Source organism: Octadecabacter sp. B2R22, from assembly GCF_018861045.1.
GTDB lineage: Bacteria > Pseudomonadota > Alphaproteobacteria > Rhodobacterales > Rhodobacteraceae > Octadecabacter.
This window is the reverse complement of the sequence record NZ_JAHKQJ010000002.1, coordinates 129,508-154,173: the sequence shown is the minus strand read 5'-3', so window position 1 is coordinate 154,173 and position 24,666 is coordinate 129,508. Positions and strand designations below refer to the sequence as shown.

Here is a 24,666-nt window from a genome sequence, read left to right as displayed (position 1 = left end):
CATGAGTTTCAAAGGCATCTTTCCGGCGCTGACTGTGGTGGGGTTCATCCTCGCGGTTTGGACGCTTGCGGTGATCCCGATGAATGCGCATCTAACTGCGGATCAGGCCCAGCGCGATGACATGGTCATCACGCCCGAAGCCCCAAGAGAGAGGCAAGAGATCTCGGGGTTGGGCTTGGTGTTCAAGAATCCTGCGATCATCCCGCTCACCTATGTGCAACAACGCCCGCGCCTGCCGTCGCCCCATCAGGTCGCGTATGAGATGTATGACACCATTTTCACCAAGGCCCCCACGTCGCGGCGGTCATTGGTGTATCATGCTTGGGTCACGCTTTCGGCGACTCTGCTAGGGTTTGTGATTGGCACGACATTGGGTGTGCTGCTGGCGGTTGGCATTGTGTATAACCGCACGATGGACAAGTCGGTGATGCCTTGGGCAATCACATCACAGACTATTCCCATTCTCGCGCTGGCCCCGATGGTGATTGTCATGCTGGGCGCGATCGGCATCCAAGGGTTGCTGCCCAAGTCGATTATTTCTGCCTACCTCAGCTTCTTTCCAGTGGTTGTTGGCATGGTCAAAGGGTTGCGATCCCCAGACGGGATGCAATTGGATCTGCTGCGGACTTATAGTGCGAACGCAAACCAAGGGTTCTGGAAACTGCGCTTACCTGCGTCGATGCCGTACCTGTTTACGTCGCTCAAGATCGGGATTTCCGCAGCGCTGGTCGGCGCAATTGTGGGTGAACTACCGACAGGCGCGCGCGCTGGATTCGGGGCACGGATGCTTGTGGGGGATCAATACGGCCAACCGGTGGTGACTTGGGCGGCGCTGTTTGCGGCGGCGATCACCGCGGCCTTGCTGGTTGCGATCCTGAGCTTAATTGAACGGCGCACGCTTTCGCGCATGGGCATGGGGGCCGCAGCATGATGGCGTTTATAGTAGCAGGGGTGATCTGGGCAGTTGGTTGGTGGATCAATACCAAGCTGGCCAACGGGCCGCGATCTGACACGCGTGCCATAAGCCTGCTCATTCCTGTGATTTTCGGCGTCACTATCATTGCGATGTGGCAGGTTCTTGTGACGATGCTTGGCGTTAGCCCAATCATACTGCCCGCCCCGTCCGCGATTGCGCAGCGGTTTGCCGCATCGATTCCGTTGCTTTGGGCCGACTTTGAACAAACGATCCTGAAAGGCGCTATGACGGGATATGCCATCGGCATGATCGCGGCCTTTGCGGTCGCCCTTTTGGCGGATCGCAGCCCGTTCCTGACAAAGGGGATTTTGCCCGTCGGTGCGTTTATGGCGGCTTTGCCAATCGTTGGAACCGCACCGATCTTTGTCAAATGGCTCGGCAGTGACTGGCAATCAAAGGCGGCTGTCGTTGGCGTTATGGTGTTCTTTCCAATCTTGGTGAACACGGTCGCGGGCCTGAAGGATACCAGCGCGATGCAACGTGATCTGATGCGAACATACGGCGCGGGATATTGGCCAACGCTCTTCAAACTGCGCCTGCCTGCGGCCCTGCCCTTCATTTTCAACGGACTTAAGATCGCGACCACACTTGCCTTGATTGGCGCCATTGTTGCTGAATTTTTCGGCTCTCCGACGGTTGGGATGGGGTTTCGCATTTCAACATCCGTCGGCCAACTTGCGCTTGATATGGTCTGGGCCGAGATTGTTGTCGCTGCCCTTGCGGGCTCGGCGTTCTATGGAGCCATGGCATTATTCGAAAAACGGGTGACATTCTGGCACCCTTCACAACGATAGACTTCGGCGAACCGAAGCGGAATGAAACTGACTTAGGAGGTCAACATGAAGACGACATTCACAACCGCAGCATTGGCTGCATTGATCGGCACCAGTGCCATGGCGGACGACGACGTAACATTGCAGCTGCAATGGGTCACCCAAGCACAATTCGCTGGCTACTATGTGGCTCTCGACAAAGGGTTCTATGAAGAAGAAGGCCTGAACGTTACGATCCTTCCGGGCGGCCCTGACATTGCTCCGCCTCAGGTTCTTGCGGGTGGTGGCGCGGACATCATGCTGAACTGGATGCCATCCGCTTTGGCCGCTCGCGAACGGGGTCTGCCTGTCGTGAACATCGCGCAGCCATTTACATCGTCTGGCCTGATGCTGACATGCTGGAAAGACACCGGCATCGAGTCCGTTGAGGACTTCCGCGGCAAGACAATCGGCGTATGGTTCTTCGGCAATGAATACCCGTTCCTCAGCTGGATGAGCCAAGTTGGCATTCCGACAGATGGTGGCGAAGACGGCGTGACGGTTCTCAAGCAGGGCTTTAACGTTGATCCACTATTGCAGCGTCAGGCTGATTGTATTTCTACCATGACCTACAATGAATACGGTCAGGTTCTGGATGCAGGCGTTGATCCGGACGAGCTGATCACGTTCAAGTACGAAGATCAGGGCGTCGCGACGTTGGAAGACGGCATCTACGCGCTAGAAGACAATCTTGAGGATCCGGAATTCGTCGACAAAATGGTTCGCTTTGTGCGCGCCTCTATGGCTGGCTGGCGCTACGCCGAGGAGAACGTCGACGAGGCTGCTGCGATCATCATGGAAAATGATGAAACAGGCGCACAGTCCGAAGAGGCACAAGCCCGTATGATGGGCGAGATTGCCAAGCTGACCGCTGGTGGAACTGGCGCGTTGGACATCGAAGCCTATGAGCGCACAGTCGCAACACTGTTGGCTGGTGGGTCTGATCCAGTAATTTCAGCAGCACCCGAAGGTGCGTACACGACGGCGATCACGGACGCTGCATTCGAATAAGCTGAACGGTTCGACATGATTTGGCCCGCTTGCAGAAATGTAGGCGGGCTTTTTCGTGTTTGAACCAAGCATTAACTAGAACGATCAAACCCGAAGTTTGTTCCCGTCGATCGACGCCTTAAATGCGTCCTTTGACAACAAGTGAAACGTGTTGCCTGTTGCCGCTGCGGATAGGATGCGATCGCACCGGAACGTACGAGGTGCACCGCGCAGATGGTCAATCGCGACCACGTACCAAACCGGATAATTCAGCAACAGGTAATGGGGTTCGATTTCGCGTTCAGAGGTTTCTGTGTCTTCTCTTTGGTAGGTAATCACCAGTGTCCCCTGATCCATGAAGGCTTGGTGAACCGCCTGCACGACCCGCGCGGGCGGCGCGTTCATGCTCGTCTGTACGAAGGTGGATGCCGTGTCACCGATCAGGATACGCGATTTCATGCGTTCGACCTTGCCCCGCTTTTCCGGCGAGAATGACGCGATCAAATGACGTCTGACAGAACCGAGGTTGGCCAAGAACATCGGCGACTTCATCTGTTCTGCGACTTCGATACTGATAAGCAGATCAACCGCTTCAGGATAGCTGAGGTTCATGCGCCCCACACCCCATCTGCGATCAAGTCGAACGCCGCCGCCGCGGCCCCGGTCCGCGTCAATGGGCAAACCTTGTTCGCGCATCAGCTCAAGGTCGCGCGTTATCGTGCGCTCGCTCACTCCGTGCTGCATCGCAAGATCTTTGACCGTGCAATGTTCTTGTTGCTTGAGCTGAACCGCAAGCGAATCTAGCCGCTGCAACCTGCCATTTGAATTCGTGCGCACCATCAAACAAATACGCCGTAAAATGTCTTATTTGTCAAATAGACAGCCCAAACACTCCACTGGCATTTGAGAGATATGAAGATGAAGATGAACTATTTCGTAGTTGGCACGAACAATATGGATGCGACCATCACGTTCTATGATGCGTTGTTTGACACGCTTGGCATGAACAAGATGATCCCATCGGACCGCATGACCTACTGGCTTGGCGATGATTTTGCCTTTGCTGCCGCCCTTCCCTTTGACGAACAACCCGCAACGGTTGGCAACGGCACTATGGTTGGGTTCAGCCTCGGGTCCGCCGATGAAGTAAAACGCGTTTACGAGAAGGCGATTGCACTTGGTGGCACATCGGAAGGTGAACCCGGCCAACGGGGGCCTCGTTTTTCAGCTTACGTGCGGGACCTCGACAAGAATAAAATCTGCCTGTCCGATTAAGGGCGACTGATACGCAAAGAATAAGGGCCGAAGCGATGCTCCGGCCCTTATTGCAGTCCTTAAGAGAGCGAAGTTACGCTTTGCCCTTCCACGGAACAAGGCGGCGTTCAGCCATGCGCATCAGCATGTCGATGCCAAAGCCAACGATCCCGATGATAATTACGCCAAGCAGGATAATATCCGTGTTCTGAAACTTGGATGCCGTGGTGATCATCTTACCGATCCCCTCTTCTGCGGCGACCAGTTCAGCGGCAACAACCGTGCCCCAACACACACCCATCGCAACCCGCGCACCGGTGAAGATTTCCGGCAGAGAGTTCGGGATAATCACGTGGCGCAGGATTTGCCAGCGAGATGCCCCAAGCGAATAAGCAGCGTGAACCTTTGTAATGCGAACGCCCGAAACGCCAGACCGTGCAGCAATCGCCATGATCCACAGGGCCGCGAGGAACAGCAGGAAGATCTTGCCGACCTCACCGATGCCGAACCAGATGATCACCAATGGGATCAGGGCCAATGGCGGCACAGGGCGCATGAATTCAACAATCGGGTCAAACCAGCCACGGAACCAGTTAGACAGGCCCATGGCGTAGCCAAGCGGAATGCCGATCGCTGCGCCGAGCAAGAAGCCGACAATCACGCGGAACAGCGAGAACCCAAGGTGCACTGTCAGATAGACGTTTTGATAGCCGTATTTCGCGATCTCGATGAAACGGCTCCAGACGACTTCTGGTGCAGGCAAATAAAGCGGCTGCATCTGCCATCCGGGATCAGGGGACACGTTGATTGTACCTCGATCCGTGATCGCCACGCGTGCGAAATCTAACGTGAACGACGGGGCCGTGTCAGTCAGGTTTCCGTTGTCATCACGCGCATTCGGGTCGAATTGGAACTCTTGCCCGTTGATCGCAACAATCCGTGCGCCATCATCGCGACGGTTCACGTCGTCGTTGCGATCCCATGAGACAATCTCGCTGCTATAGATCGTGACACTGGCGCTGTCGTTCTTTGCGAACCCGTCGCCTGCGTCGACTTGGGTTTCTTCAGAAGCGGTGCCCGCTGCCAAGACATTCACGAAGACCTCGGCGTCATCGCGGTTCCCGTCGGCGTCTTCAACGGTGTAGGTAAAGCTCCCCTCACCTGTGAACGGACCAGGGAGGTGTAAGAATGACGGCAATAGCGACGATCCCGTAAACGTCCCCCAGATCACGAAGATCAGGATGATTGATATGATTGAGGCTGCCGTTTCAGAGCGCACCGCGCTTTCATCGCCAAATGTCACTGTCTTGAGTGACGTATAATCCCGTGTCGGCGTCAGGAACGATTTAATCGCCCGCCACACGAACATGAACATCACGATCAGGAGGATGTAGCCCGCTATATAAGGAATCGCACTGATCGACGACAGGACGACATTGACCGTTTCCGTCCACAGTTCAGACCCTAGCGTGCCGAACTGGTATGAAAACGTCTCCCAACCGGACGCAACGTGACAGCCATCAGCGGGAGTGAAGTTTTCGCCAACGACCTGCCCATCAGGAACAGGAGTGGCGCGCAAATCTGTGACCATCTCGCCGAGACGTTCGCGCGTACAGACGAGGTTTACAGTTCCAGCCATGATTATTCCTCCGCCTCTGTTCGACCCATGATTTCTTCTTCCATGTCCCAGATCATCGTCAAGATCTCTTCGCGGGTGGTGCCGTAGTCAGGGTGTTCTTTGACTTCGCGCAGATCTTGATCAACGCCCATTTCCGCAAACGGCAGGCGGTATTCTTTGTGGATGCGGCCGGGGCGTGGCGCCATGACCAGAACCCGTTCGCCCAAAAGCAAGGCTTCGTCGATCGAGTGGGTGATGAGGATGATGGTCTTGCCGGTCTCTTTCCAAAGTTTCAGAACCAGCCCCTGCATTTTTTCGCGGGTCAACGCGTCGAGCGCGCCGAGAGGTTCATCCATCAAGATGACGTCTGGATCGTTGGCAAGGCAGCGGGCCAAAGCCACACGCTGCTGCATCCCGCCGGACAACTCGTAAACCATCTTTTCTTTGAAATCTTGAAGGCCGACCACATCCAACAGGTGATCGACATTGCCCATGTAGTCGGCTTTCTTTTTGCCTGCCATACGCGGGCCAAAGCTGACGTTGTCGCGAACCGACATCCATTCAAACAGCGCACCTTGCTGGAACACCATGCCGCGTTCTTTGTTCGGGCCTTCAACGACGTGGTCATTGATCCTCGTTTCGCCCCCCGTGGGCGCAAGAAAGCCGGCTACAATGTTTAGCAGCGTTGTCTTGCCGCAGCCCGACGGGCCAAGCACGCTCATCAATTCGCCTTGCTTGATATCAAGCGTAACATCCTTGAGAGCCTGCACATGACTGCCGTTTGGCAGATCGAAACGCATAGAAATATTGTCGATGGCCAATCCGGACATTGGGGCCCCCGTCTATAAAAGTGGATAGGAAAAGATTGCAGTCACACCAAGGTTGAAAGGGGCCACACGGCGCAGCCCCTTTCGAAAGGTTTACATGTCGCTTGCAGCGGCAAGTGGCGCTGTGTTGATTGCGCCGTCATAGCTTTCCAGAGCGCCATCAATGGAGCCTGCATCTACGAAGACATTCGCAACGCCGGACAAGAATGCCGGAGCCGCAGCGCCGAGCCATGCTTCGCCAAGCTGCTCTTCGACGGATGGGAACACGAATGTCGCCATTGTCTGAGCGGTCGCTTCGACATCCATACCAGCGTCTTGCGCGATGATTGGCAGCATTTCGTCAGCCATGTCGCCCGCATTCCACATTGCGTTGGCTTCAGCTGTCACGGCGAGGAACTTGGAAACAGTTTCACCGTTCTCTGCGATCCAACCTGTTGGGCCGGATGTTACGTCAAACACCAGAATGCCGAGCTCGGTTTTTTCTGCGCCCGTCATCAATGTGTTGCCACTTTCGAGCGCGCGACGAAGGGACCCGCCCCAACCGCACATCATGTCAACAGACCCTTGTGCCAATGCAGCTGCGCCGTCCGGTGGAGCCATGTCGACAACTTCGAGGGATGCAACGTCAACGCCGAAGTGATCCATCTGACGCAGGAAGCCGTAGTGTGCAGCCGTACCGAGTGGAACAGCAACTTTGGAACCGGCCAGATCGCCAGCAGTGGAGCCGTCGATTTCAAGGTCAGAGCGTACAACGCAGTTGTCGTTATCCGCGTAAGATACGGCCACGTCGAGCATCTGGAGGTCTTGGCCAGCAGATGTAGCAACTACGAATGGTGGAACGCCTTGGGAGACAGACAACTGAACGTCGCCGGATGCCATAGCAGCAGACATCGCCGTACCAGTGTCAAAAGACACCCAGTTAATTTCCATACCCAGTGCTTCTTCGTAGGTGCCCTGAACTTTCGCGTATTGGAATGGCATTGGCCATTCGAGGAAGTAACCGACTGTGATGGCATGTCCGTCAGCCATTGCTGTCGTGCCGGACAATGCCGCCACCGCGCCAAGGATGATGGCGCCTGTTGTTTTCTTGATCATGGTGATCCCCTGTTGGTTATGTGTTGCTGTGCAACTTCTTGAAGGTCCCGTCGTGCAGGAACTTTGATTTAGCGCTCTCAGCCTAGAGATCGAATCGACAATTGGTCAAATCCTTTCTGAAAACTGGACTTACTTACCAAAGTTTTCTGGCGATACATTTAGCGCCCCTCCCTTAAGGGAGAGGCGCTGAAAAAGTCGCGTGCTGCATCAATTAGCAGTTTGCGCGGATTTTGCGCAAAGCAGATAGGCCGTCGAACCCGATGTCCGGATTCGGGCGTGTCTTAGGTCCGCTTAGCTGCGTCCAGACTTGCCGCCGGGGCCTTTGTTTTTGGTGGTCGGACGACCCGCGCCACCCTGTTTTCCGCCCGTCGATTTCGCCGCAGCGCGGGCGCGGTTCTTTTTGCTAGAGGCTTTGCCCGCTGGTGGCTTTGGCCCTTTCAGGCCAGCCCCCGGACGTCCGATCCGCTTGGATGGATCACTGGCATTCGCCTTACGTGGCTTGAATGCTTCTACCGCGCCGTCGTTTGCGGGTTTTGAATCGCCACTGTGTGGTTTCTTCTTGAAGGCTGGCTTGCCACCCTTTGCGTGGTCCGGCTTTGGTTTTTTGGCGCGTGGTTCTGGTGCGTCGTTCCAATCAACAGGTGTTGTTGTACCTTTTGATTTTGATGCCCCATCACGGGGGCCATCCCCGTGGCGCGGTTTGCGATCCTTTGAACCCGACTTGTCGTATTTCGGCTTGTCGCCCCAGCTTTTCTCTCCGCGTGGTTTGTCGCCCCAGTTCTTATCACCACGAGGTTTATCACCGCGCGGCTTATCAGAACGGCCTTTGTCAAAGCGTGGCTTATCAGGGCGTGGGCCGCGTGGTTCCAGTTTCGGAGCCGCTGCTAAACGCTCGATCACCATGCCCTTTTCAAGGGTCATGTCAGGCCCAACGGCCGCCAAGAAACCCTTAACGGCACTTTCGCGGATCTCAACGAATGACGCGTCTTTCTGAATGCGGATCGCACCGATGTCGTCACGGGACACATCGCCTGCCTTACAGACGACAGGCAAGATGACGCGCGGCTCTGCGCCGGCGTTGTTGCCACCCGCAATCGAGAACCAAACGCTCGGCCCAAAGGCCTGACGTGGTTTCGGCGCTTCGTTCGGTGCGGCCAGTTCTTCTGGTGCTGAGTGGCGTTCGCGATACATGCGCAGATAGGCGGTTGCGATCTGCTCAGCGGTGTAGGCTTCGGTCAGCTTGCCGATGATGCCGGTTTCGCTGTCGTCCAACGGGTCCGCGTCGCCCAATTGCTCGAGCATACGTTCTTCGTCTTTGGCGGTGACATCGTCGGCAGAGGGCGCGTCGGCCCATTCTGCTGTCAGCTTTGCCCAGCCCAAAAGACGATCTGCCTTGCGGCGCACGGATGGTGGCACGATCAGCGTCGAAATCCCTTTGCGCCCAGCGCGGCCCGTGCGGCCAGAGCGGTGCAGCAAGGTGTCGGACCCTGTTGGAAGTTCAGCATGGATCACCAATTCAAGGTTCGGCAAATCGATCCCGCGTGCCGCAACATCTGTCGCCACACAAACCCGCGCACGGCCATCACGCATGGCTTGCAGCGCGTTGGTGCGCTCGGATTGGGTCAGTTCGCCAGACAGGGCAACAACGCTAAACCCGCGATTGGACAGGCGTGTCGTCATGCGGTTGACGGTGGCACGGGTGTTACAGAACACGATGGCATTTGGCGCTTCGTAGTAGCGCAGAACGTTGATAATCGCGTTTTCAGTATCGCGCGGGCCGACGTTCAAGGCACGGTATTCGATGTCCGCGTGCTGGCTGGCCGTGTTTGTTGTGGCGATGCGCAGGGCGTCGGTCTGGTAGGACTTTGCAAGTTTCGCAATCGCCGCCGGAACGGTCGCAGAGAACAGCAATGTCTGGCGATCCTCTGGTGCGTTCTCGAGGATGAATTCAAGGTCATCACGGAACCCAAGGTCGAGCATTTCATCAGCTTCATCCAGCACGACGGCTTTCAGGCCTGACAGGTCAATTGACCCGCGCATGATGTGGTCACGCAAACGACCCGGTGTCGAGACAACGATGTGCGCACCGCGATCCAATGCACGGCGTTCATCGCGCATGTCCATACCGCCCACGGTGGACGCCATGACAACGCCAGCTTTTTCAAACAACCACGCGAGCTCACGTTTTACCTGCAGTGCCAATTCGCGCGTCGGCGCGATGATCAGGGCAAGCGGTGAACCTGCACGGGCGAATTTGTCGCCCTCACCCAATATCTGTGGCGCAATCGCCAATCCGAAACCCAGCGTTTTGCCAGATCCAGTTTGCGCAGACACCAACATGTCTTTGCCGTTTGTTTCGGGGTCGCTCACGGCCTCTTGCACTGCGGTCAGCGTATCGTATCCGCGTGCTTCTAGGGCATCTGCCAGGGTCTGTTTCAAAGGGCCGTTCCACGTCTGTTTGAGTATTCGGAATAAAAGAGTCGGAGCCCGATCGGCCCGACAAGCGCCGCACCTAACGCGATGCGCCTTTAATGTATAGGGTTTATTAGGTCCTCGTATGGGTAGGTGCCATGCAGCCACCGTGATCCTCGGTTTGACCTGTGATGCGACTCAATGTAGAACAAAGTGTGAACATTTGGGAAATGGTGTCGTGCATGCGATCTTTGCGTCTTCAGGAAAAACCGACAGGTCAAGCGGATCGGGTCACCCCCCACGTCGCGACCTTATCCGAGGTTTTTGCAACAAACGCGGTGGATGCTGCGGCTGTGGGCTACATGTTGGCACGCCTTCCACAAACGAGCGCGCCCATCCTTTGGGTGCAGGACCGTTTGACCCGCCGCGAAAGCGGGCGGCCTTATCTGGCGGGGATGGGCGCCCGTCACTCGATCATCATGGTCGACCTGTCCCGTGCCGCAGACGTGCTTTGGGCGATGGAGGACGGGTTACGTTGCCGCGCCCTTGGTGCCGTCATCGGCGAAGTCTGGGGCGATCCGCCTGTCCTGGACTTTACCGCGACCAAACGATTGGCCATGCGATCAGAGGCCGCCAAGGTGCCCTGCTGGTTGATCCGGCGGGCCGCTGCCGAAAACCTAAGTGCAGCACGGGACCGATGGCGCGTGTCGTCCCTGCCCTCTGCGCCCAACCCACACGACCCCCAAGCCTCGGGTGCACCGCGCTGGTCGCTGGATCTGTTCCGCTCGCGCCGATTGAAGCCGGGGAAATGGGTGGCCGAATATGAGCGGGGCAAAAACGGGGCGCCGGATCGTCTCTATCAACCTGCCGCAGTTCGCGATGGATCGGTGGCAGCGGGTGATGGACAGGCAGGGCAACGCGCCACCGGATGATGTGCCGCTTGTGCTGGCGCGTGAGGGGCACCATGGCCCCGTGATCCATGCCACCAATCGCAGCGCCCGCCTGATGGGTATCAACATAGGCGCGCGGGTCGTGGATATGCGCGCGATCTGCCCTGAATTGCAGGTGGAATACGCCGATCTTGCAGGGGATCGCGCCGCCCTTGATCGACTGGTGCTTTGGGTGCGTCGTTGGTGCCCGTGGTCTGTGCGCGATGGCGAAGACGGATTGATTTTGGACACGACGGGGTCGGACCACTTGATGGGTGGCGAAACGGCGATGCTGGTTGAGATGGAAACACAATTGTCGCGGCTTGGGCTTACGGCGCGGTTGGCTGTGGCGCCCACATGGGGCGCGGCATGGGCCTTGGCGCGGTTTGGTCCGGTGCGGTCGGTTTGCGGACCGGATGAGGCGACGTGGAAATTGGGCGCACTACCTGTCACCGCACTTCGACTAGAAGGGGAAACAGTTCTGCTGCTGCGTCGCCTTGGGCTAAAAACCATTGGCGCTGTGATGGATGTGCCGCGCCTATCCCTGACGCGGCGGTTCGTGAAAGCAGCCCTTGCATCGAACCCTTTGATGCGGCTGGATCAGGCACTGGGAAAAATCGCGGAACCCGTCGCCAGTGTGGACGCCAAACCGCGCATTCATGTGCAAACGCAATTGCCCGAACCGATCCTTGATCCAACATCCTATTTGCCTGCGCTGTGTGAGGAGCTTTGCGAACAATTGGCACAGACCGGCCAAGGATGCCGTAGTTTGCACTTGGTGGTCTATAAAACCGATGGTGATGTCAGCTGGGTTGATGTGGCGACGTCCGCAAGCAGCCGCGACCCGAACCACCTGCTGGGGTTGTTTCGCGACAAGGTCGAAAAAATCAATCCAGGTTTCGGGTTTGATTTGATCACGCTGGCGGCGGGCGGGGTTGAACCTTTGCAGCTGGTGCAAAACCACCTTGATGGCGGGTCAGATGATACCCTGCACCTAAGCCGCCTTGTGGATCGGTTAAGCGCCAAGTTCGGGCCCCGTGCCGTCAGCCGCCCCGTTTTGCGCGAAAGCCATATTCCCGAACGCAGCGAGGATCGGATCGCGGCCCTTGCGGGGATCGCGCACGCCGTGATCGAACGCCCAAAGGAACGCCCGATCCGCCTGTTTGATCACCCCGAAGAAGTGCGCGTCCTTTATGCTGTTCCAGAAGGTCCGCCTGCACAATTCATATGGCGCAGGCAAACTTACCGCGTGGCGCGTTATGCAGGGCCGGAACGGATTGCACCCGAATGGTGGAAAGACCGCCCAGGCACGCGGCTGCGCGACTACTTCAAGGTTGAGGATCAGACGGGGCGGCGCATTTGGCTCTATCGCGAAGGGCTGCATGAGGACGGGCGCGGCGGTGATCCGCGCTGGTTCGTGCACGGGTGTTTCGCATGAAGGTGCACCATGCCTGAGATCGACAATCATTTCCCCCGTCACACATTGGACGAAGGGGCGTTCACCCCCAATGCCCGCAGCGAGTTCGTTGAGCTGGGCGTCAGCACCTGCTTTTCGTTTCTACGCGGGGCGTCAGACGCTGCCGATTTGGCCGCGGCGGCATGGACGCTGGGATACGACGCCATTGGGTGTGCTGACCTAAACACCATGGCGGGAGTTGTGCGGTTGCATTCAGAAGCCTTGAAAGCCTGCATGCGGCCTGTGATTGGCTGTCGTTTGGCGCTGGTCACAGGGGAAGAATTTCTCGCCTATCCCCGCAATCGCGCGGCCTACGGACGGCTATGCGCGCTTCTCTCTAAGGGCAAAATGCATGGGGTGGATGGCGAATGGCAGGCCAAGGGCGTGTGTGACATCACCCTTGAGGACCTCGCGATCCACAGCGACGGGGTGCAATTGATTGCCCTGCCCCCCACGCAGTTGGACACGTTCATTGCCGATTTCGACCGTCTGAAACGAGCTTTGCCGACATTGAGACACATCGCGGCCAGCTATCTTTATCACGGGGATGACGTGGCGCGGATCAATCGACTGGATGCTTTGGCAAAAGCCCATGGGGTATCGATACTCGCGACGAATGACGTCCATTATCACGCGCCAGACCGACGCCCGTTGCAGGACGTGATGACGTGTATCCTGCACAAAACCACCATTCAGAAGGCAGGGTTCTTACTGCAAGCAAACGCAGAACGGCATTTGAAATCCGCGACCCAGATGAAAACCCTCTTTGAACGTTGGCCCCATGCCATTCGTGCCACCCGCGTCGTTGCGGATGCCTGCCAGTTTGACCTGCGTGAGCTGTCCTATGAATACCCGACCGAAACCGTACCCGAGGGCCGCACGCCGCAGGATTACTTGACCGAACTGACATGGAAAGGTGCCGATTGGCGCTACCCTAATGGCGTGCCTGAAAAGGTCACGGCGGCCTTGAACAAAGAACTGGCGATGATCGAAAAGCTCGACATCCCGCAGTACTTCCTGACCATCCACCAGATCGTGAATTTCGCACGATACGAAAGCAAACCCGCGATCCTGTGTCAGGGGCGCGGGTCGGCGGCCAATTCGGCGGTCTGTTATGTATTGGGGATCACCGCCGTGGACCCTGACCAAAACGATCTACTGTTTGAGAGATTTATTTCCGAAGAGCGCAAAGAACCACCCGACATCGACGTGGATTTCGAACATGAACGCCGCGAAGAAGTAATCCAGCACATCTATGCCAAATACGGCCGTGGGCGGGCCGCGTTGTGCGCCACGGTGATCCATTATCGCCCACGCATGGCGGTGCGCGAGGTCGGCAAGGTCATGGGGCTGTCCGAAGATGTCACCACGGCACTTTCCAAAACCATTTGGGGGTCTTGGGGGCGCGAAGTGGGCGCAAAAGAAGCGACTGAGGCGGGCCTTGATCTCAGTGATCCGCTCATGGCGCGCACGATCAAACTGGCCGATCAAATGATCGGAATGCCCCGTCATTTAGGCCAGCATGTCGGGGGCTTTATCCTGACCGAGAACCCGCTGATTGAAACAGTGCCGATTGGAAACGGTGCAATGCCTGATCGCAGTTTCATCGAATGGGACAAAGACGACATTGAAGAATTGCGCATCCTAAAGGTCGATATCCTAGCGCTGGGGATGCTGACCTGCATCCGCAAGGCGTTCGATTTGATTGACGCGCATTACGGCAAGACCTTCACACTGGCGAGCGTGCCGCAAGATGATGATGCCGTTTATGACATGCTGTGTAAGGGCGACAGTCTGGGGGTATTTCAGGTGGAAAGCCGCGCCCAGATGAACATGTTGCCCCGCCTGAAACCGCGTGAATTCTACGACCTCGTGATCCAAGTTGCTATTGTACGCCCCGGTCCTATTCAGGGCGATATGGTGCATCCCTACTTGCGCCGCCGCAGTGGGGTAGAACCCGAGGATTACCCAGCCCCTGCCCCGCCCCATGACCCAGATGAATTGCTCAAGGTTCTGGGCCGCACCAAAGGTGTGCCGATCTTTCAGGAACAGGCCATGAAGGTTGCGATGGTCGCCGCCGAGTTTTCCACCGCAGAGGCCAACCAACTGCGCAAGGCCATGGCGACATTCCGGTCACGCGGCACCATCGGCGAGCTTGAGGAAAAGATGGTCGGGCGGATGATCAAGCGAGGGTATGACCCCGAATTCGCCACCCGCTGTTTCAACCAGATCAAGGGGTTCGGGGACTACGGGTTTCCCGAAAGCCACGCGGCGAGTTTTGCGCATCTTGTTTATGTCTCCAGCTGGATCAAGTGCCACTATCCGGATGTGTTTTGTGCCGCTTTGCTCAACTCGCAACCCCTCGGGTTTTATGCCCCAGCCCAGATCGTAAGGGACTTACGCGAACACGACGGGATCGTGCGGGCGGCGGATGTGAACTACAGCGATTGGGACAATACGCTTGAACCAGTTGCGCGCGGGGTGTTCGCTGTACGGCTCGGGTTGCGGCAGGTGGACGGGGTGCGTCAGGACATGGCCCAGCGGGTCATGGATGCACGCCAGCAACCATTCACCGATTTGGAAGACCTGAAGTCTCGTGCAGGGCTGGGCGCGGCGGTGATGCGGCGATTGGCAGCGGCGGATGCGTTTCGATCTATGACTCTGGATCGCCGGCAAGCGCTGTGGGATGCGCGGGCACTACGGGATGCACCGGATTTGCCGTTGTTTTCCGAGCACAGGGATGAGGGCGAAGAACAGAGGTTTGAGCTGCCACAGATGCCGATCTGCGAACAGGTCGTGTCGGATTACCAGACGACGCGGCTGTCGTTAAAGGCCCACCCGATAGCATTCTTGCGCCAAAGCATGCGCAAGCAGGGCTACACAGATGCCAAATCGCTGCGCACAGCACGCAACGGGCAAAGCATCAAAATGGCAGGCATCGTCTTGATCCGCCAACGTCCGGGCAGCGCCAAAGGTGTGTGTTTCATCACGCTTGAGGATGAAACGGGTGTCGCCAACCTCGTCGTGTGGCCCAAGATGATGGAGGCTTATCGCAAGGTGATCATGGGGTCGCGGATTTTGTCTGTGCACGGCACCGTGCAGCGCAGCGAAGACGTCATCCACATCGTCGCGCACCATCTGGAAAATCGCAGCGATGTGTTGGACCGCCTTTCAGGAGAGGTGATGCCAACGCCCCTTGCACGAGCAGATGAAGTGAAACAGGCCCTGCCCCAAGGGCCACGCGGACACCCGCGCAACGCGCGTATCATCCCGAAGTCACGGGATTTTCATTAGGTCAGGTCAGCAAAGTGCGCCTTCAACAAAGCTTCTTCGTATTCCTCATCTGCGGTGCTGTCATAAACCACCCCGCCGCCGACGTTCAAACGCACAGAACCATCAGGCTGATACATCAGCGTGCGGATCGCGACGTTGAATTCCATTGTGCCGTCGGGCGCGATCCACCCAATGGAACCACAATAAGCCTCACGAGGGGTGTCTTCGAGTTCGCGAATGATCTGCATGGCCCGCACCTTCGGCGCGCCAGTGATGGACCCACAGGGAAACAATGCCATGAAAAGATCATAGAGCGAAACATCTTTGCGCAGTTGCGATGTGATGGTCGATGTCATCTGGTGCAACGTCGCGAAACGCTCAATCACGAATATATCGGGCACTTTAACACTGCCGACTTCGGACACGCGCGACATGTCGTTGCGCAGCAAATCCACGATCATCAGATTTTCGGCGCGGTTCTTAACCGACGCTTGCAAAGCATCGCGCAGCGCATTGTCGTCTTGCGTGCTCGCACCGCGTGGTGCCGTGCCTTTCATCGGTCGCGTCATCAACGCCCCGTCACGGGACAACGAAAAGAACAGTTCCGGAGAACGCGACAGCAGAACCGTTTCGTCAAAGGCCACCAACGCACCATGAGGCACGGGTTGGCGCTGCTGCAATGCGGCATAAAGAGCGTCCGGTGAACCGTTGGTCCGTGAACTCAACGGGAACGTCAGGTTGGCCTGATAGATGTCACCTGCACCAATGTAATCGTGCACCGCGCCAAACGCCTTGGCATATCGGGAGCGCCCCCAATGCGGGGCCGTTGGTGTCAGGTCCGCGCGGCTTTGATCCTGTTCGGGCAACGGCGCGGGGCCATCAAAGACGCCAAAGTGGATCAGCGGCAGGGCGCGGTCTTCGGGCAAAAGATCCCGTAACTTGGACGAGGTCAGGTAGCCAAATTCATAGGACAGATAGCCAGCCAGCCATTTCCCATCCGCCTGCGCCTGTGCCATCTCAGAAAATGCGGCATCAACGTCATCAGGCGTATCGGCCCTGATCATCTTGATAGGATCGCTGAACGCAGCCCCTGTTCCTGTTGGACCGCGATCAAACAGGATGCGATTGGGATTATCCACCTTCAAAAGTCAGCAGCGATCCGCATGTCGCGCAAGGGGCGCACGACCTCAATCGCCTTCTGATAAATCGGGTCGGCCTTATAGGCGGCCAATGCGGCGCTGTCTTTGAACTCGGCATAGACAACGACATCAATTTCGCCGGACAGCGCATCCGCGCGGCTGTTTTCAACCACTTCGAACAGGGACGAATGCGGAATGCCAGCCAGCATCGACAACCCGTCACGGATGCGGGTTACATCGGCTTGGTCCTTTGCACTGAACAGCACAACATGGCGAATGAATGATCTTTGGGTCACGGGATTGGCACCTACCAAATGGGACAACGAGAGCTATGCCACATGTGTCTCAGTCCTGTCGCGGTTTCAAGGGGGCAATAGCCAAGGTCAGACTCGGCCCGAGTTTCATCACCTCAGCACGTTGCCGCCGTCAATCCCGATGGTTTGAGCCGTCATATAGGACGACTGATCACTAGCGAGGAAAACTGCGGCGCGGGCAACATCAGAAGGATCACCCATATGCCCAAGAGGAACGGCCTCACCGACTTCGCGTTTCTTTTGACCGATCTCTTTACCTTCGAACTTGGCAAACAACGCATCAACATCTTTCCACATCGGCGTATCGATCACCCCCGGACTAATGGCATTTACACGCACCTTATGGGGCGCAAGCGCGAGTGCTGCCGATTGCGTATAGCTGATGACCGCGGCTTTGGTGGCGCAGTAATGGGCGACCAAGGCCTCACCGCGATGGCCTGCTTGGGACGCTAGGTTGATAATGGAACCGGTCTGACTGTTGGCGACCATAGACTTGGCGCTTGCTTGAAGGACGGCATAAAACGCACGCACGTTGAGGCCGAACAGGCGATCAAACTGTGCAAGATCAGCCTCTAGAACAGACCCCATGTCAAAGATGGCAGCGTTGTTGAACAACACGTCCGGCTTAATTTCGGAGATCCAATCCGTGCACTCCGAAAGGCCTGCTTCGTCCAACAGGTTGAATGGTCGATAGCTGGCGGGCCCGTCGAACGTATCAGCAATATCTGTTGCGTAGACCGTCGCCCCAAGAGCCGCAAAATGCAAAACAGCACTAAGGCCAATCCCGCCAGCGGCCCCTGTGACAAGGCACACTTTGCCTGTTAAATCCGTAGGTGCGGCGTTCAATTGAGACTGCATATTGTTCCCTCCCAGAAAGAGCATCTTTGAAAATGGCGTCACAATCCATACCGCCCCACACGAAGGTGGGACGGCCGGACTCGGGAGACAATGACGCGAATTTCAATGCCTTGTCGAGAGACCACGGCAAAGAGAGCGACTAAGGTAAGACGCCCGTTAAACGCCGCGTTCCGCAGCACCAACCGAAGCAAAGCTGCCTGCATAGGCTTCGATTTCTTCAATGGAGAGACCATCCACCGCGTTCCACTGCTTTTGATTGTACTCAACCGATTCAAGATCCGTCCAAAAGCTGTCGTTGAGGCGGTTGATCATGTTGAACAAGGCGCAGGCCATCGAAATTTCGACGATTTCCGTGTCGGTAAAGTTGGCCTTCATGTTTTCCCATGTCGCTTTGTCGCGCTGGGCGGTGTTCTGTGTCATCGCCTCGGACCATGCGATCGCCGCGCGATCACGGTCATTAAAGAGCGGGTTGGTCTTGTAACCATCGTCCATCATCGCTTCGAGTTCTTCTTCCGAAATCCCAAGCCCCTGACCGAAGACCGACGTGTGGGATGTGCAATATTCGCAAGCATTGACCATCGACGTCTTGATGCAGGCCAATCCTCTTAGGCGCGGATCGGTTGTCGCCCCCAAGTCAGGCTGGCGAACAGAGGCAACCAAACCGCCAAACCATCGGGCCAGATACGGGCTATGTGTCGCCAGAATACGCTGAAGGTTTGCGGTTCGACCAAGAAACCTGTCGGACGCCTCAAAAATCAATTTCGCGGTTCCGGTTGCTTCTTCGTGGCTCTTGCCAGTCAGTCTCTGTGTCATTGTCGATCTCCCAGTTTCATCGTTGTTTTGTGGTGTTCACCATCTGGTGCAACCACGTCGCGCGGTCCGTGCGCCCATCGTAATATTCGAAAGTGATGCGCGGCTGTCGCCAATGGTGACGTCGATTTAGGCATTGGCCGCTCAACCGTTGATCCAACCACCCTCTCAACCCGAGAGAACCGTAGCGAGGGCGGATCAATCCACGAAAACATACTTCCTAATGGCCTGCATCAGTTTCCCTGATGACCAGGATCACCCTATTGGTCAACCAATCTAACTGCCCTTTAGGCACGCAAAGCGCACACGCTCTACCGAAAACATCATTATTTTTATTGCAAAGTGCAATTTATTCCGTTGATAACGGGTGAAGAGATTCGGTTGACCATGTTCAAATTGGTCCACCATTAATCTAGCGAGGAAAACGCAATGAACACAGCGGCAACACACCAGCAAGAATTGAACGGCTTAGGGGATGACGTCCCATCGACGATGCGGGCTTGGGTCCTTGGCGACCCTGACGAGCTGAAACTAATCGAAAAGCCAACGCCCAAGCCGAACCGAGCTGAGGTTCTTGTGCGGATTGATGCGGTCGCCATCTGTGCAACCGATCTTGAAATCATCTCCTATGGAACGCCCGCGTTGATCGAAGGCGGATCGCCCTTCAACAAGAATTACACCCCAGGGCACGAGTACATGGGCACGGTGGCCGCATTGGGGCCGGGTGTTGATGAATTCGAAGTGGGCGACCGCGTGACCGTCGAGATTCACGCAGGTTGCGGGCAGTGCAAACGCTGCCGCATGGGCATGTATACCTCCTGCCACAACTACGGTCTGAACTATGGCGACCATGACAAAGGCCACCGCGCGAACGGGTTCACCACCGACGGTGGGTTTGCCGAATATGCGGTCAACAATATCAACACGATGATACGTGTCCCTGACGACATGTCTGATGAGGAAGCCACCCTTGTGGTGACCGCAGGCACGTCAATGTATGGCCTGACGGAACTGGGCGGGCTTGTGGCGGGCGAAAGCGTCGTTGTGATTGGGCCGGGGCCGATTGGCTTGCTGGCAGTCGCCGTCGCAAAGGCCCTTGGTGCATCTCCTGTGGTTCTTGTCGGCACGCGCGAAAGCCGTAATGCGATTGGCAGCAAGCTTGGTGCGGATCATGTCATCGATGCCCGAAACGAAGATGTCGTCGCCCGCGTCAAAGAATTGACCGGAAAAGGGGCCGACTATGTCGTTGATTGCGCCGGCACCGAGGCCACAGTTAACCAAGCCGTCGAAATGACAAACCGTGGTGGGCGCATCTGCCTTGCAGCGTTCCCGAAATCCGCAGTTTCGTTCAATCTGGGCGCATTGGCCGTCAATAATATCTACCTCTACGGCATCCGCGGCGAAGGCAAATCGGCCACCCATCGCGCAATGGCCTTCATGGCTGCGGGTCGCTTTGATGCCAGCCTTATTCACACCCACACCTTCCCGCTGGAAGACCTGCCAACGGCACTGAAATATGCGCGCGAACGGATTGATGACGCGATCAAGGTCGTGGTGTCCACCAAGCCGGGCGTCACTGGCGGTGCAAAATCAAAATGAACGCAAGGACCCCACAATGACCAAAGCTAGACGCGGCATTTATGCCGCCGCTGTTTCTCCGTTCCAACCGGATGGCAGCCTCAATCACGCAAAACTAGTCGACTACTGCACACACCTTTTGTCCGATGGCGGTTGCGACGGTGTCGCACCCACGGGCACCACCGGAGAAGGTACATCCGTTGGAATGGCCGACCGTCTGGCCCTGCCCGCCGCTTTTGCAAAAGCCAACATCGAAACCGATCGCGTTATCTTTGGCACTGGCGCGCCATCCCTTCTGGATGCCGTCGCTTTGACCCGTGCGGCCTGCGATGCAGGGTATACAAACGCCCTTGTGCTACCGCCCTATTACTACAAGTCTCCCTCTGACGAGGGGTTGTTCGCGTACTATGCCAAGCTGATTGAACTGGTCGGCCGCGACGATTTACGCGTCTACCTTTATCACTTCCCTCAAATGTCTCAGGTGCCATTGTCTGTTGATCTGGTCCTAAAGCTGCGTGCTGAATTCGGCCCGATCATTGCTGGGCTGAAAGACAGCAGCGGTGACTTCGAACAATCTCGCGCTTTCATCGACGCCACGGGCGGGATTGATCAGGACTTTGATGTATATCCTTCGTCCGAGGCTTTCTTATGGGACGGGCTTTCGATCGGCAGTGCTGGCATTATTTCGGGATCGACCAACATCTTTGCCAATAAGGTCCAAGACGCTCGTCAAGCGAGTGAAGGTCCGGCACGAGACACCAAGATGGACGCCGTTCGAAAGGCAAGGGCCGTGGCTGGGAAATATCCATTGATGGCCGCCATGAAAACCGCCGAGGCATGGCGCAGTGGGGATGACAGCTGGTTGCAGATGCAGCCGCCGCTGTTGCCGCTCACGGCGGATCAAAAGGCAAATCTGAAGGCCGACTTGGCTTCACTTTCTTCCAGCTAAGATCATAACAGGAGACCTGAAATGTCACAGACATCACATCACGGACCCGATCATGTGGTCATCAACCCAGACCCATTGGCCTTTTCCCATTGGCCTGACGGGCTCTATGAAGAAATGCAGCAGGATATTAATAACGGGTGCGTCGGGTCCCAACTGGTCTCCGAAACGGAAACCATGCGGGTGTGGCATCTGCGGATTGCCCCAGGAAAACGATGCAGGTTTCATCGCCATGTGAACCGATATTTTTGGACTGCTTTGGTCGCAGGAGAGGCGCGAGGGTATTTCTCCTCGGGCGAAATCCGCGATGTTGAACACTACCAAGGCGAGACAAAGCATTTCAACTATGGCGCGGGTGATCACATGGTGCATTCCGTTGAAAACATTGGCGATACCGAGCTAATCTTTGCTACCGTCGAATTTATCGACGGAGAGAACGCGCCCTTGGATGTGCCCGATAGCATTCGGTTAAAGGTCTAAAACGACCGCTCGCGACGGACTAAGGTTACGCAGGCGGGGTGCGTGCAATCGGCAAGAGGATAGCCGAATTGTCCAGATCGCCCTCTCCGTTGTCGAGCGCGTCTTGCATCATGGCTAAATAGGTCGCGGCAAACGGCAGCCCCTGCCCTGCGGCAGCGGCGCTTTGCTGGATCAACGCAAAGTCTTTGGCGGACTGGACGATGCGGCCTTGGGGCTCGAACGCGCGCTGGACCATTTGATCCCCTTTGGAATCCATCGCTCGTGAATGCGCGGCAGAAGCGCGGGCCAATGTCAGAAAATCCGCGCCCTTCAGGCCGATCGCTTCGGCGTAGGCAATGCCTTCTGCCATGGCCGCGCGATTGAGTCCAAGCACCAGATTGATTGCGAGCTTTGCGCGGTTACCGTTTCCGATGTCTCCGACGTGAATGAACTGTTGAGATACTGCGTTCAGAAGCGGTTCGAGTTGTGGCATGACCCCATCCCCGCCCGCCACCAAAAGTAAGACTTCGCCTTTGGCGAGCGCACCGCTGGTGCCCGAAATCGGCGATTCAACTAAGGTGATGCCCTTCGCTGCAGCGACGCCCGCCAAACCCTCCATGCGTTCAGGATCACAGGTGCTGAGCGAGACGAGGATACTGTCGCAAGACGGAGCCGCATCAATCAGATCTGCAAGCTGATCGGTGTCGAACACGCAAGAAAAGACAACATCCGAAGCCCAAACATCTTGTCCAGAGGACGCCACGCCCCCCATCTCCGTGAGTTTCGCGCGGCGTTCCTCGGACGGATCAAATCCACAAGGGGTATACCCCTGTTCAATGAGCCGCTGACCGAGGGCACTGCCAATCAGGCCGAGGCCAAATATGCCAACCGAAGTCAACTTGCCTCGCGCTTATTGGCGTCGATCATGTCCGCCAGAATCGCCATCGAGTGATTTGAAAGAGGAAGATCCACAGGATCGCCAATCTTGGCCGAAATATCAGCAGCCAGATAGCTTTCCATAACCATGCGCGCATGTTCAGCCGACACTACAGGTTCGTTGTCCAACAGAACGGATTCAAGGAAATGCAGCGTCTCCGGCCCCATCTGCCCTGCATACATGTGGTCAAGATGTTCACCCGGCATGGTCGACATCGGGAACTGGGTCGCCCCTTCGACGGTGTTAAGCCAGTTGTCCCGTGATGTGTCATCAAGGATCAACGACCCTTCGGTGCCTGTGATTTCGATCCAAGTCGCGCAGTAATTCGGGTAGCTAGGTGGCAAATTCCAGCCCCCGCCGACCACAACCAAAGTGCCATTGTCCATGTTCACGGTGTTCCACATGCAATCATAGGACCCGTTAAGCTTTTCCATAAAACCATAGGCCCCTTGCGAGTAGACCCTGACCGGTTTGGCATCCAGCAACCAATAGACGAAATCCAGATCATGGGTAGATTCCATAGCCGCTGGTGACAGCTTGACCCGCCCCGCAATTCGCGATCCAAGGCTGCGCGACAAATGACGGCTCACCATGACGTTCACGACCTTACCCAGCTTACCTTCAGCGATCGCTTTCTTGGCGTAGGCAATCTTCGGATTGAACCGTTGCGAATAGCCGATTGTGAATTTCACACCTTTTTCGCGGGCAATCGCGATCAAATCATCTGCCTCAGCCAATTCCATCGCAATCGGCTTTTCCAGCAAGACGTGCTTACCGGCTTTCAGGCAATCGCGGGCAATTGGGTAATGTGTCGGTTCGGGCGTTGTAGAGATATACACGACTTCGATTGCCGGATTGCGCACGATATCCTGATAGTCAGCCGTAGCAGATGCAGGGTTGGTCAGCTCTTTCATTTCTTGCAGGCGCTCTGGGCGCACTTCACAAATATGGAGCTTATCCACGAGAGCCGATTTTGCCAGAGATTCAGCGCGCATTCCACCGCACCAGCCTGTACCGATTACGGCCACTTCAACCTGTCGCATCTTAACTCCCATCATGTTTAAACTATTGATCAATCTAGGAATGCCCCCCTTTTGGAGCAAACAAGTTTTGCTGATGGTCGCTATGAGTTCTGCTGAAGTGTCTCGTTAAGAATTGGCCGAATGGGTCATCATTGCCCGCGTGGTTTCCAAATGCCCTCGCATTGCAGACCCCGCCGCAGCGGCATCGCGCGTTTCTAACGCCGTCACAATTGCATCGTGTTCGCCAAAGGAATGATAGCTTGGATCAGGGCCAAGGTCAGACGTATCGAGCCGTCTCCACACAACAATCAGACGCACCCCGTTGAGCATTTTGTGCAATGCTTCCAACAGGGTATTGCCCGATGCTGCGGCGATGAGTTCGTGGAAATCCCGATCGAGGTTTTCGTAGGCCTTCCAGTTTGTCGCCTCGCGCATAGAGGCAGATAACCTGCTTAATTCACGTAACTGCGAGGGCGTTGCGTGCAGCGCAGCGAGCTGTGCAATTTCAGGTTCGAGGAGCAGTCGCGCATTCATCGCGTCAAGCGGTCCCGTGCTTTCGGCCAACTCAGCAATCGCGCGATCAAGACCCGCGCCATTTCTGGTCTGGCGCACGGTTTTTGATAGGTAGGTTCCCCGCCCCACATGACGATCCAAAATGCCTTCTGCCTCAAGAACGAGGAGCGCTTTGCGCAGGTCGGCGCGGCTTACACCAAGTTCACTACAGAGTGCCCGCTCCGAGGGAAGGCGGCCTCCTTTTGCTAGCCCAGATCCCGAAACCCAGCTGCGCATTCTTGCGAGAGTCTTATCTTGCATTGGTTTACCAAAGTTTGCCCCGAATTTCGGCACAAACTTTCATGATATTCCCTTTTTTACTAGGGCTTATGTTGCTATACTTTCGGGATGGCAGCGGCCAAAGGCCAACCCGTATTGTGCTTGGTCAACCATCATTGGAAAACCAGCA

General features: G+C 56.5%; 22 protein-coding genes. 10 read left to right on the top strand and 12 right to left on the bottom strand.

Annotation, left to right across the window (positions count from 1 at the left end; all coding sequences use genetic code 11):
- Position 1: 1 nt before the first annotated feature.
- From KO486_RS00805 to KO486_RS00795, 3 genes are read left to right on the top strand one after another with little or no spacing between them, the layout of a single operon-like run.
- Complete coding sequence (locus KO486_RS00805; protein WP_216035325.1) at positions 2-931, top strand: ABC transporter permease; 930 nt, start codon at positions 2-4, stop codon at positions 929-931.
- Positions 931-1,770 carry an ABC transporter permease gene (locus KO486_RS00800; protein ID WP_216035632.1) on the top strand — a complete coding sequence of 280 codons (840 nt, stop codon included), beginning with the start codon at positions 931-933 and terminating at the stop codon, positions 1,768-1,770. The genes KO486_RS00805 and KO486_RS00800 overlap by 1 nt, the downstream gene beginning before the upstream one ends.
- Positions 1,771-1,815: 45 nt before the next feature.
- Entirely contained in the window at positions 1,816-2,799 is a 984-nt protein-coding gene (locus KO486_RS00795; protein ID WP_216035324.1) for an ABC transporter substrate-binding protein, read from the top strand.
- 84 nt (positions 2,800-2,883) lie between these two features.
- Here KO486_RS00795 and KO486_RS00790 read toward each other — a convergent pair whose 3' ends face one another.
- On the bottom strand, positions 2,884-3,618 hold the full coding sequence (locus KO486_RS00790; RefSeq protein ID WP_216035323.1) for a WYL domain-containing protein: 735 nt from the start codon (positions 3,616-3,618) through the stop codon (positions 2,884-2,886).
- Positions 3,619-3,702: 84 nt separating this feature from the next.
- On the opposite strand from KO486_RS00790, the gene KO486_RS00785 reads away from it, so the two are divergent.
- A complete protein-coding gene (locus KO486_RS00785; protein ID WP_252734432.1) occupies positions 3,703-4,053 on the top strand; it encodes a VOC family protein in 351 nt (116 codons plus the stop codon).
- Positions 4,054-4,126: 73 nt separating this feature from the next.
- Here the strand turns inward: KO486_RS00785 and KO486_RS00780 are convergent, their stop codons facing one another.
- From KO486_RS00780 to KO486_RS00765, 4 genes are all read right to left on the bottom strand, one after another.
- A complete protein-coding gene (locus KO486_RS00780; RefSeq protein ID WP_216035631.1) occupies positions 4,127-5,407 on the bottom strand; it encodes an ABC transporter permease subunit in 1,281 nt (426 codons plus the stop codon).
- Between the two features lie 266 nt (positions 5,408-5,673).
- Positions 5,674-6,480, bottom strand: coding sequence for an ABC transporter ATP-binding protein (locus tag KO486_RS00775; protein WP_216035321.1), 807 nt, complete (start codon positions 6,478-6,480; stop codon positions 5,674-5,676).
- A gap of 90 nt (positions 6,481-6,570) precedes the next feature.
- Positions 6,571-7,572: an ABC transporter substrate-binding protein gene (locus KO486_RS00770; RefSeq protein ID WP_216035320.1), complete on the bottom strand. Its 1,002-nt coding sequence runs from the start codon at positions 7,570-7,572 to the stop codon at positions 6,571-6,573.
- A 291-nt stretch (positions 7,573-7,863) separates the two neighbouring features.
- A complete protein-coding gene (locus KO486_RS00765; protein ID WP_216035319.1) occupies positions 7,864-10,011 on the bottom strand; it encodes a DEAD/DEAH box helicase in 2,148 nt (715 codons plus the stop codon).
- 215 nt (positions 10,012-10,226) lie between these two features.
- Here KO486_RS00765 and KO486_RS00760 point away from each other — a divergent pair, with 215 nt between their 5' ends.
- Genes KO486_RS00760 through KO486_RS00750 form a run of 3 tightly spaced genes read left to right on the top strand, consistent with a single transcriptional unit; the run spans position 10,227 to position 15,663 of the window.
- Complete coding sequence (locus KO486_RS00760; protein ID WP_216035318.1) at positions 10,227-10,916, top strand: hypothetical protein; 690 nt, start codon at positions 10,227-10,229, stop codon at positions 10,914-10,916.
- A complete protein-coding gene (locus tag KO486_RS00755; protein ID WP_216035630.1) occupies positions 10,885-12,351 on the top strand; it encodes a DUF6504 family protein in 1,467 nt (488 codons plus the stop codon). The genes KO486_RS00760 and KO486_RS00755 overlap by 32 nt, the downstream gene beginning before the upstream one ends.
- 9 nt (positions 12,352-12,360) lie before the next feature.
- Positions 12,361-15,663, top strand: a complete 3,303-nt coding sequence (locus tag KO486_RS00750; RefSeq protein WP_216035317.1) for an error-prone DNA polymerase — start codon at positions 12,361-12,363, stop codon at positions 15,661-15,663.
- Here KO486_RS00750 and KO486_RS00745 read toward each other — a convergent pair.
- The 4 genes from KO486_RS00745 to KO486_RS00730 form a co-directional block, all read right to left on the bottom strand.
- A complete protein-coding gene (locus KO486_RS00745; protein ID WP_303435596.1) occupies positions 15,660-16,781 on the bottom strand; it encodes an aminodeoxychorismate synthase component I in 1,122 nt (373 codons plus the stop codon). The two genes, KO486_RS00750 and KO486_RS00745, sit on opposite strands and share 4 nt — an antisense overlap.
- Positions 16,782-16,783: 2 nt before the next feature.
- Entirely contained in the window at positions 16,784-17,077 is a 294-nt protein-coding gene (locus tag KO486_RS00740) for a Dabb family protein (protein WP_216035315.1), read from the bottom strand.
- A 108-nt stretch (positions 17,078-17,185) separates the two neighbouring features.
- A complete protein-coding gene (locus tag KO486_RS00735) occupies positions 17,186-17,953 on the bottom strand; it encodes an SDR family oxidoreductase (RefSeq protein WP_216035314.1) in 768 nt (255 codons plus the stop codon).
- A 156-nt stretch (positions 17,954-18,109) separates the two neighbouring features.
- Complete coding sequence (locus KO486_RS00730; protein ID WP_216035313.1) at positions 18,110-18,766, bottom strand: hypothetical protein; 657 nt, start codon at positions 18,764-18,766, stop codon at positions 18,110-18,112.
- A 426-nt stretch (positions 18,767-19,192) separates the two neighbouring features.
- Between KO486_RS00730 and KO486_RS00725 the strand changes: the two genes are divergently transcribed.
- Genes KO486_RS00725 through KO486_RS00715 form a run of 3 tightly spaced genes read left to right on the top strand, consistent with a single transcriptional unit; the run spans position 19,193 to position 21,767 of the window.
- Complete coding sequence (locus KO486_RS00725) at positions 19,193-20,362, top strand: zinc-binding dehydrogenase (RefSeq protein WP_216035312.1); 1,170 nt, start codon at positions 19,193-19,195, stop codon at positions 20,360-20,362.
- 16 nt (positions 20,363-20,378) lie between these two features.
- On the top strand, positions 20,379-21,290 hold the full coding sequence (locus KO486_RS00720; protein ID WP_216035311.1) for a dihydrodipicolinate synthase family protein: 912 nt from the start codon (positions 20,379-20,381) through the stop codon (positions 21,288-21,290).
- A gap of 21 nt (positions 21,291-21,311) precedes the next feature.
- Entirely contained in the window at positions 21,312-21,767 is a 456-nt protein-coding gene (locus KO486_RS00715; RefSeq protein WP_216035310.1) for a cupin domain-containing protein, read from the top strand.
- Between the two features lie 25 nt (positions 21,768-21,792).
- Here KO486_RS00715 and KO486_RS00710 read toward each other — a convergent pair whose 3' ends face one another.
- The 3 genes from KO486_RS00710 to KO486_RS00700 form a co-directional block, all read right to left on the bottom strand.
- Entirely contained in the window at positions 21,793-22,644 is an 852-nt protein-coding gene (locus KO486_RS00710; protein WP_216035309.1) for an NAD(P)-dependent oxidoreductase, read from the bottom strand.
- Positions 22,641-23,726: a Gfo/Idh/MocA family oxidoreductase gene (locus tag KO486_RS00705; protein ID WP_216035308.1), complete on the bottom strand. Its 1,086-nt coding sequence runs from the start codon at positions 23,724-23,726 to the stop codon at positions 22,641-22,643. Before KO486_RS00705 ends, KO486_RS00710 begins: the two co-directional genes overlap by 4 nt.
- A gap of 105 nt (positions 23,727-23,831) precedes the next feature.
- Positions 23,832-24,518, bottom strand: coding sequence for an FCD domain-containing protein (locus KO486_RS00700; RefSeq protein ID WP_216035307.1), 687 nt, complete (start codon positions 24,516-24,518; stop codon positions 23,832-23,834).
- Positions 24,519-24,666: the final 148 nt, after the last annotated feature.

Bases quoted from the DNA above. Each gene is read 5' to 3' on its own strand.
- KO486_RS00805 (WP_216035325.1), top strand. From the start codon at position 2: ATGAGTTTCAAAGGCATCTTTCCGGCGCTGACTGTGGTGGGGTTCATC.
- KO486_RS00800 (WP_216035632.1), top strand. From the start codon at position 931: ATGGCGTTTATAGTAGCAGGGGTGATCTGGGCAGTTGGTTGGTGGATC.
- KO486_RS00795 (WP_216035324.1), top strand. From the start codon at position 1,816: ATGAAGACGACATTCACAACCGCAGCATTGGCTGCATTGATCGGCACC.
- KO486_RS00790 (WP_216035323.1), bottom strand. From the start codon at position 3,618: ATGGTGCGCACGAATTCAAATGGCAGGTTGCAGCGGCTAGATTCGCTT.
- KO486_RS00785 (WP_252734432.1), top strand. From the start codon at position 3,703: ATGAACTATTTCGTAGTTGGCACGAACAATATGGATGCGACCATCACG.
- KO486_RS00780 (WP_216035631.1), bottom strand. From the start codon at position 5,407: ATGTTCATGTTCGTGTGGCGGGCGATTAAATCGTTCCTGACGCCGACA.
- KO486_RS00775 (WP_216035321.1), bottom strand. From the start codon at position 6,480: ATGTCCGGATTGGCCATCGACAATATTTCTATGCGTTTCGATCTGCCA.
- KO486_RS00770 (WP_216035320.1), bottom strand. From the start codon at position 7,572: ATGATCAAGAAAACAACAGGCGCCATCATCCTTGGCGCGGTGGCGGCA.
- KO486_RS00760 (WP_216035318.1), top strand. From the start codon at position 10,227: ATGCGATCTTTGCGTCTTCAGGAAAAACCGACAGGTCAAGCGGATCGG.
- KO486_RS00755 (WP_216035630.1), top strand. From the start codon at position 10,885: ATGGACAGGCAGGGCAACGCGCCACCGGATGATGTGCCGCTTGTGCTG.
- KO486_RS00750 (WP_216035317.1), top strand. From the start codon at position 12,361: ATGCCTGAGATCGACAATCATTTCCCCCGTCACACATTGGACGAAGGG.
- KO486_RS00735 (WP_216035314.1), bottom strand. From the start codon at position 17,953: ATGCAGTCTCAATTGAACGCCGCACCTACGGATTTAACAGGCAAAGTG.
- KO486_RS00730 (WP_216035313.1), bottom strand. From the start codon at position 18,766: ATGACACAGAGACTGACTGGCAAGAGCCACGAAGAAGCAACCGGAACC.
- KO486_RS00725 (WP_216035312.1), top strand. From the start codon at position 19,193: ATGAACACAGCGGCAACACACCAGCAAGAATTGAACGGCTTAGGGGAT.
- KO486_RS00720 (WP_216035311.1), top strand. From the start codon at position 20,379: ATGACCAAAGCTAGACGCGGCATTTATGCCGCCGCTGTTTCTCCGTTC.
- KO486_RS00715 (WP_216035310.1), top strand. From the start codon at position 21,312: ATGTCACAGACATCACATCACGGACCCGATCATGTGGTCATCAACCCA.
- KO486_RS00705 (WP_216035308.1), bottom strand. From the start codon at position 23,726: ATGCGACAGGTTGAAGTGGCCGTAATCGGTACAGGCTGGTGCGGTGGA.
- KO486_RS00700 (WP_216035307.1), bottom strand. From the start codon at position 24,518: ATGCAAGATAAGACTCTCGCAAGAATGCGCAGCTGGGTTTCGGGATCT.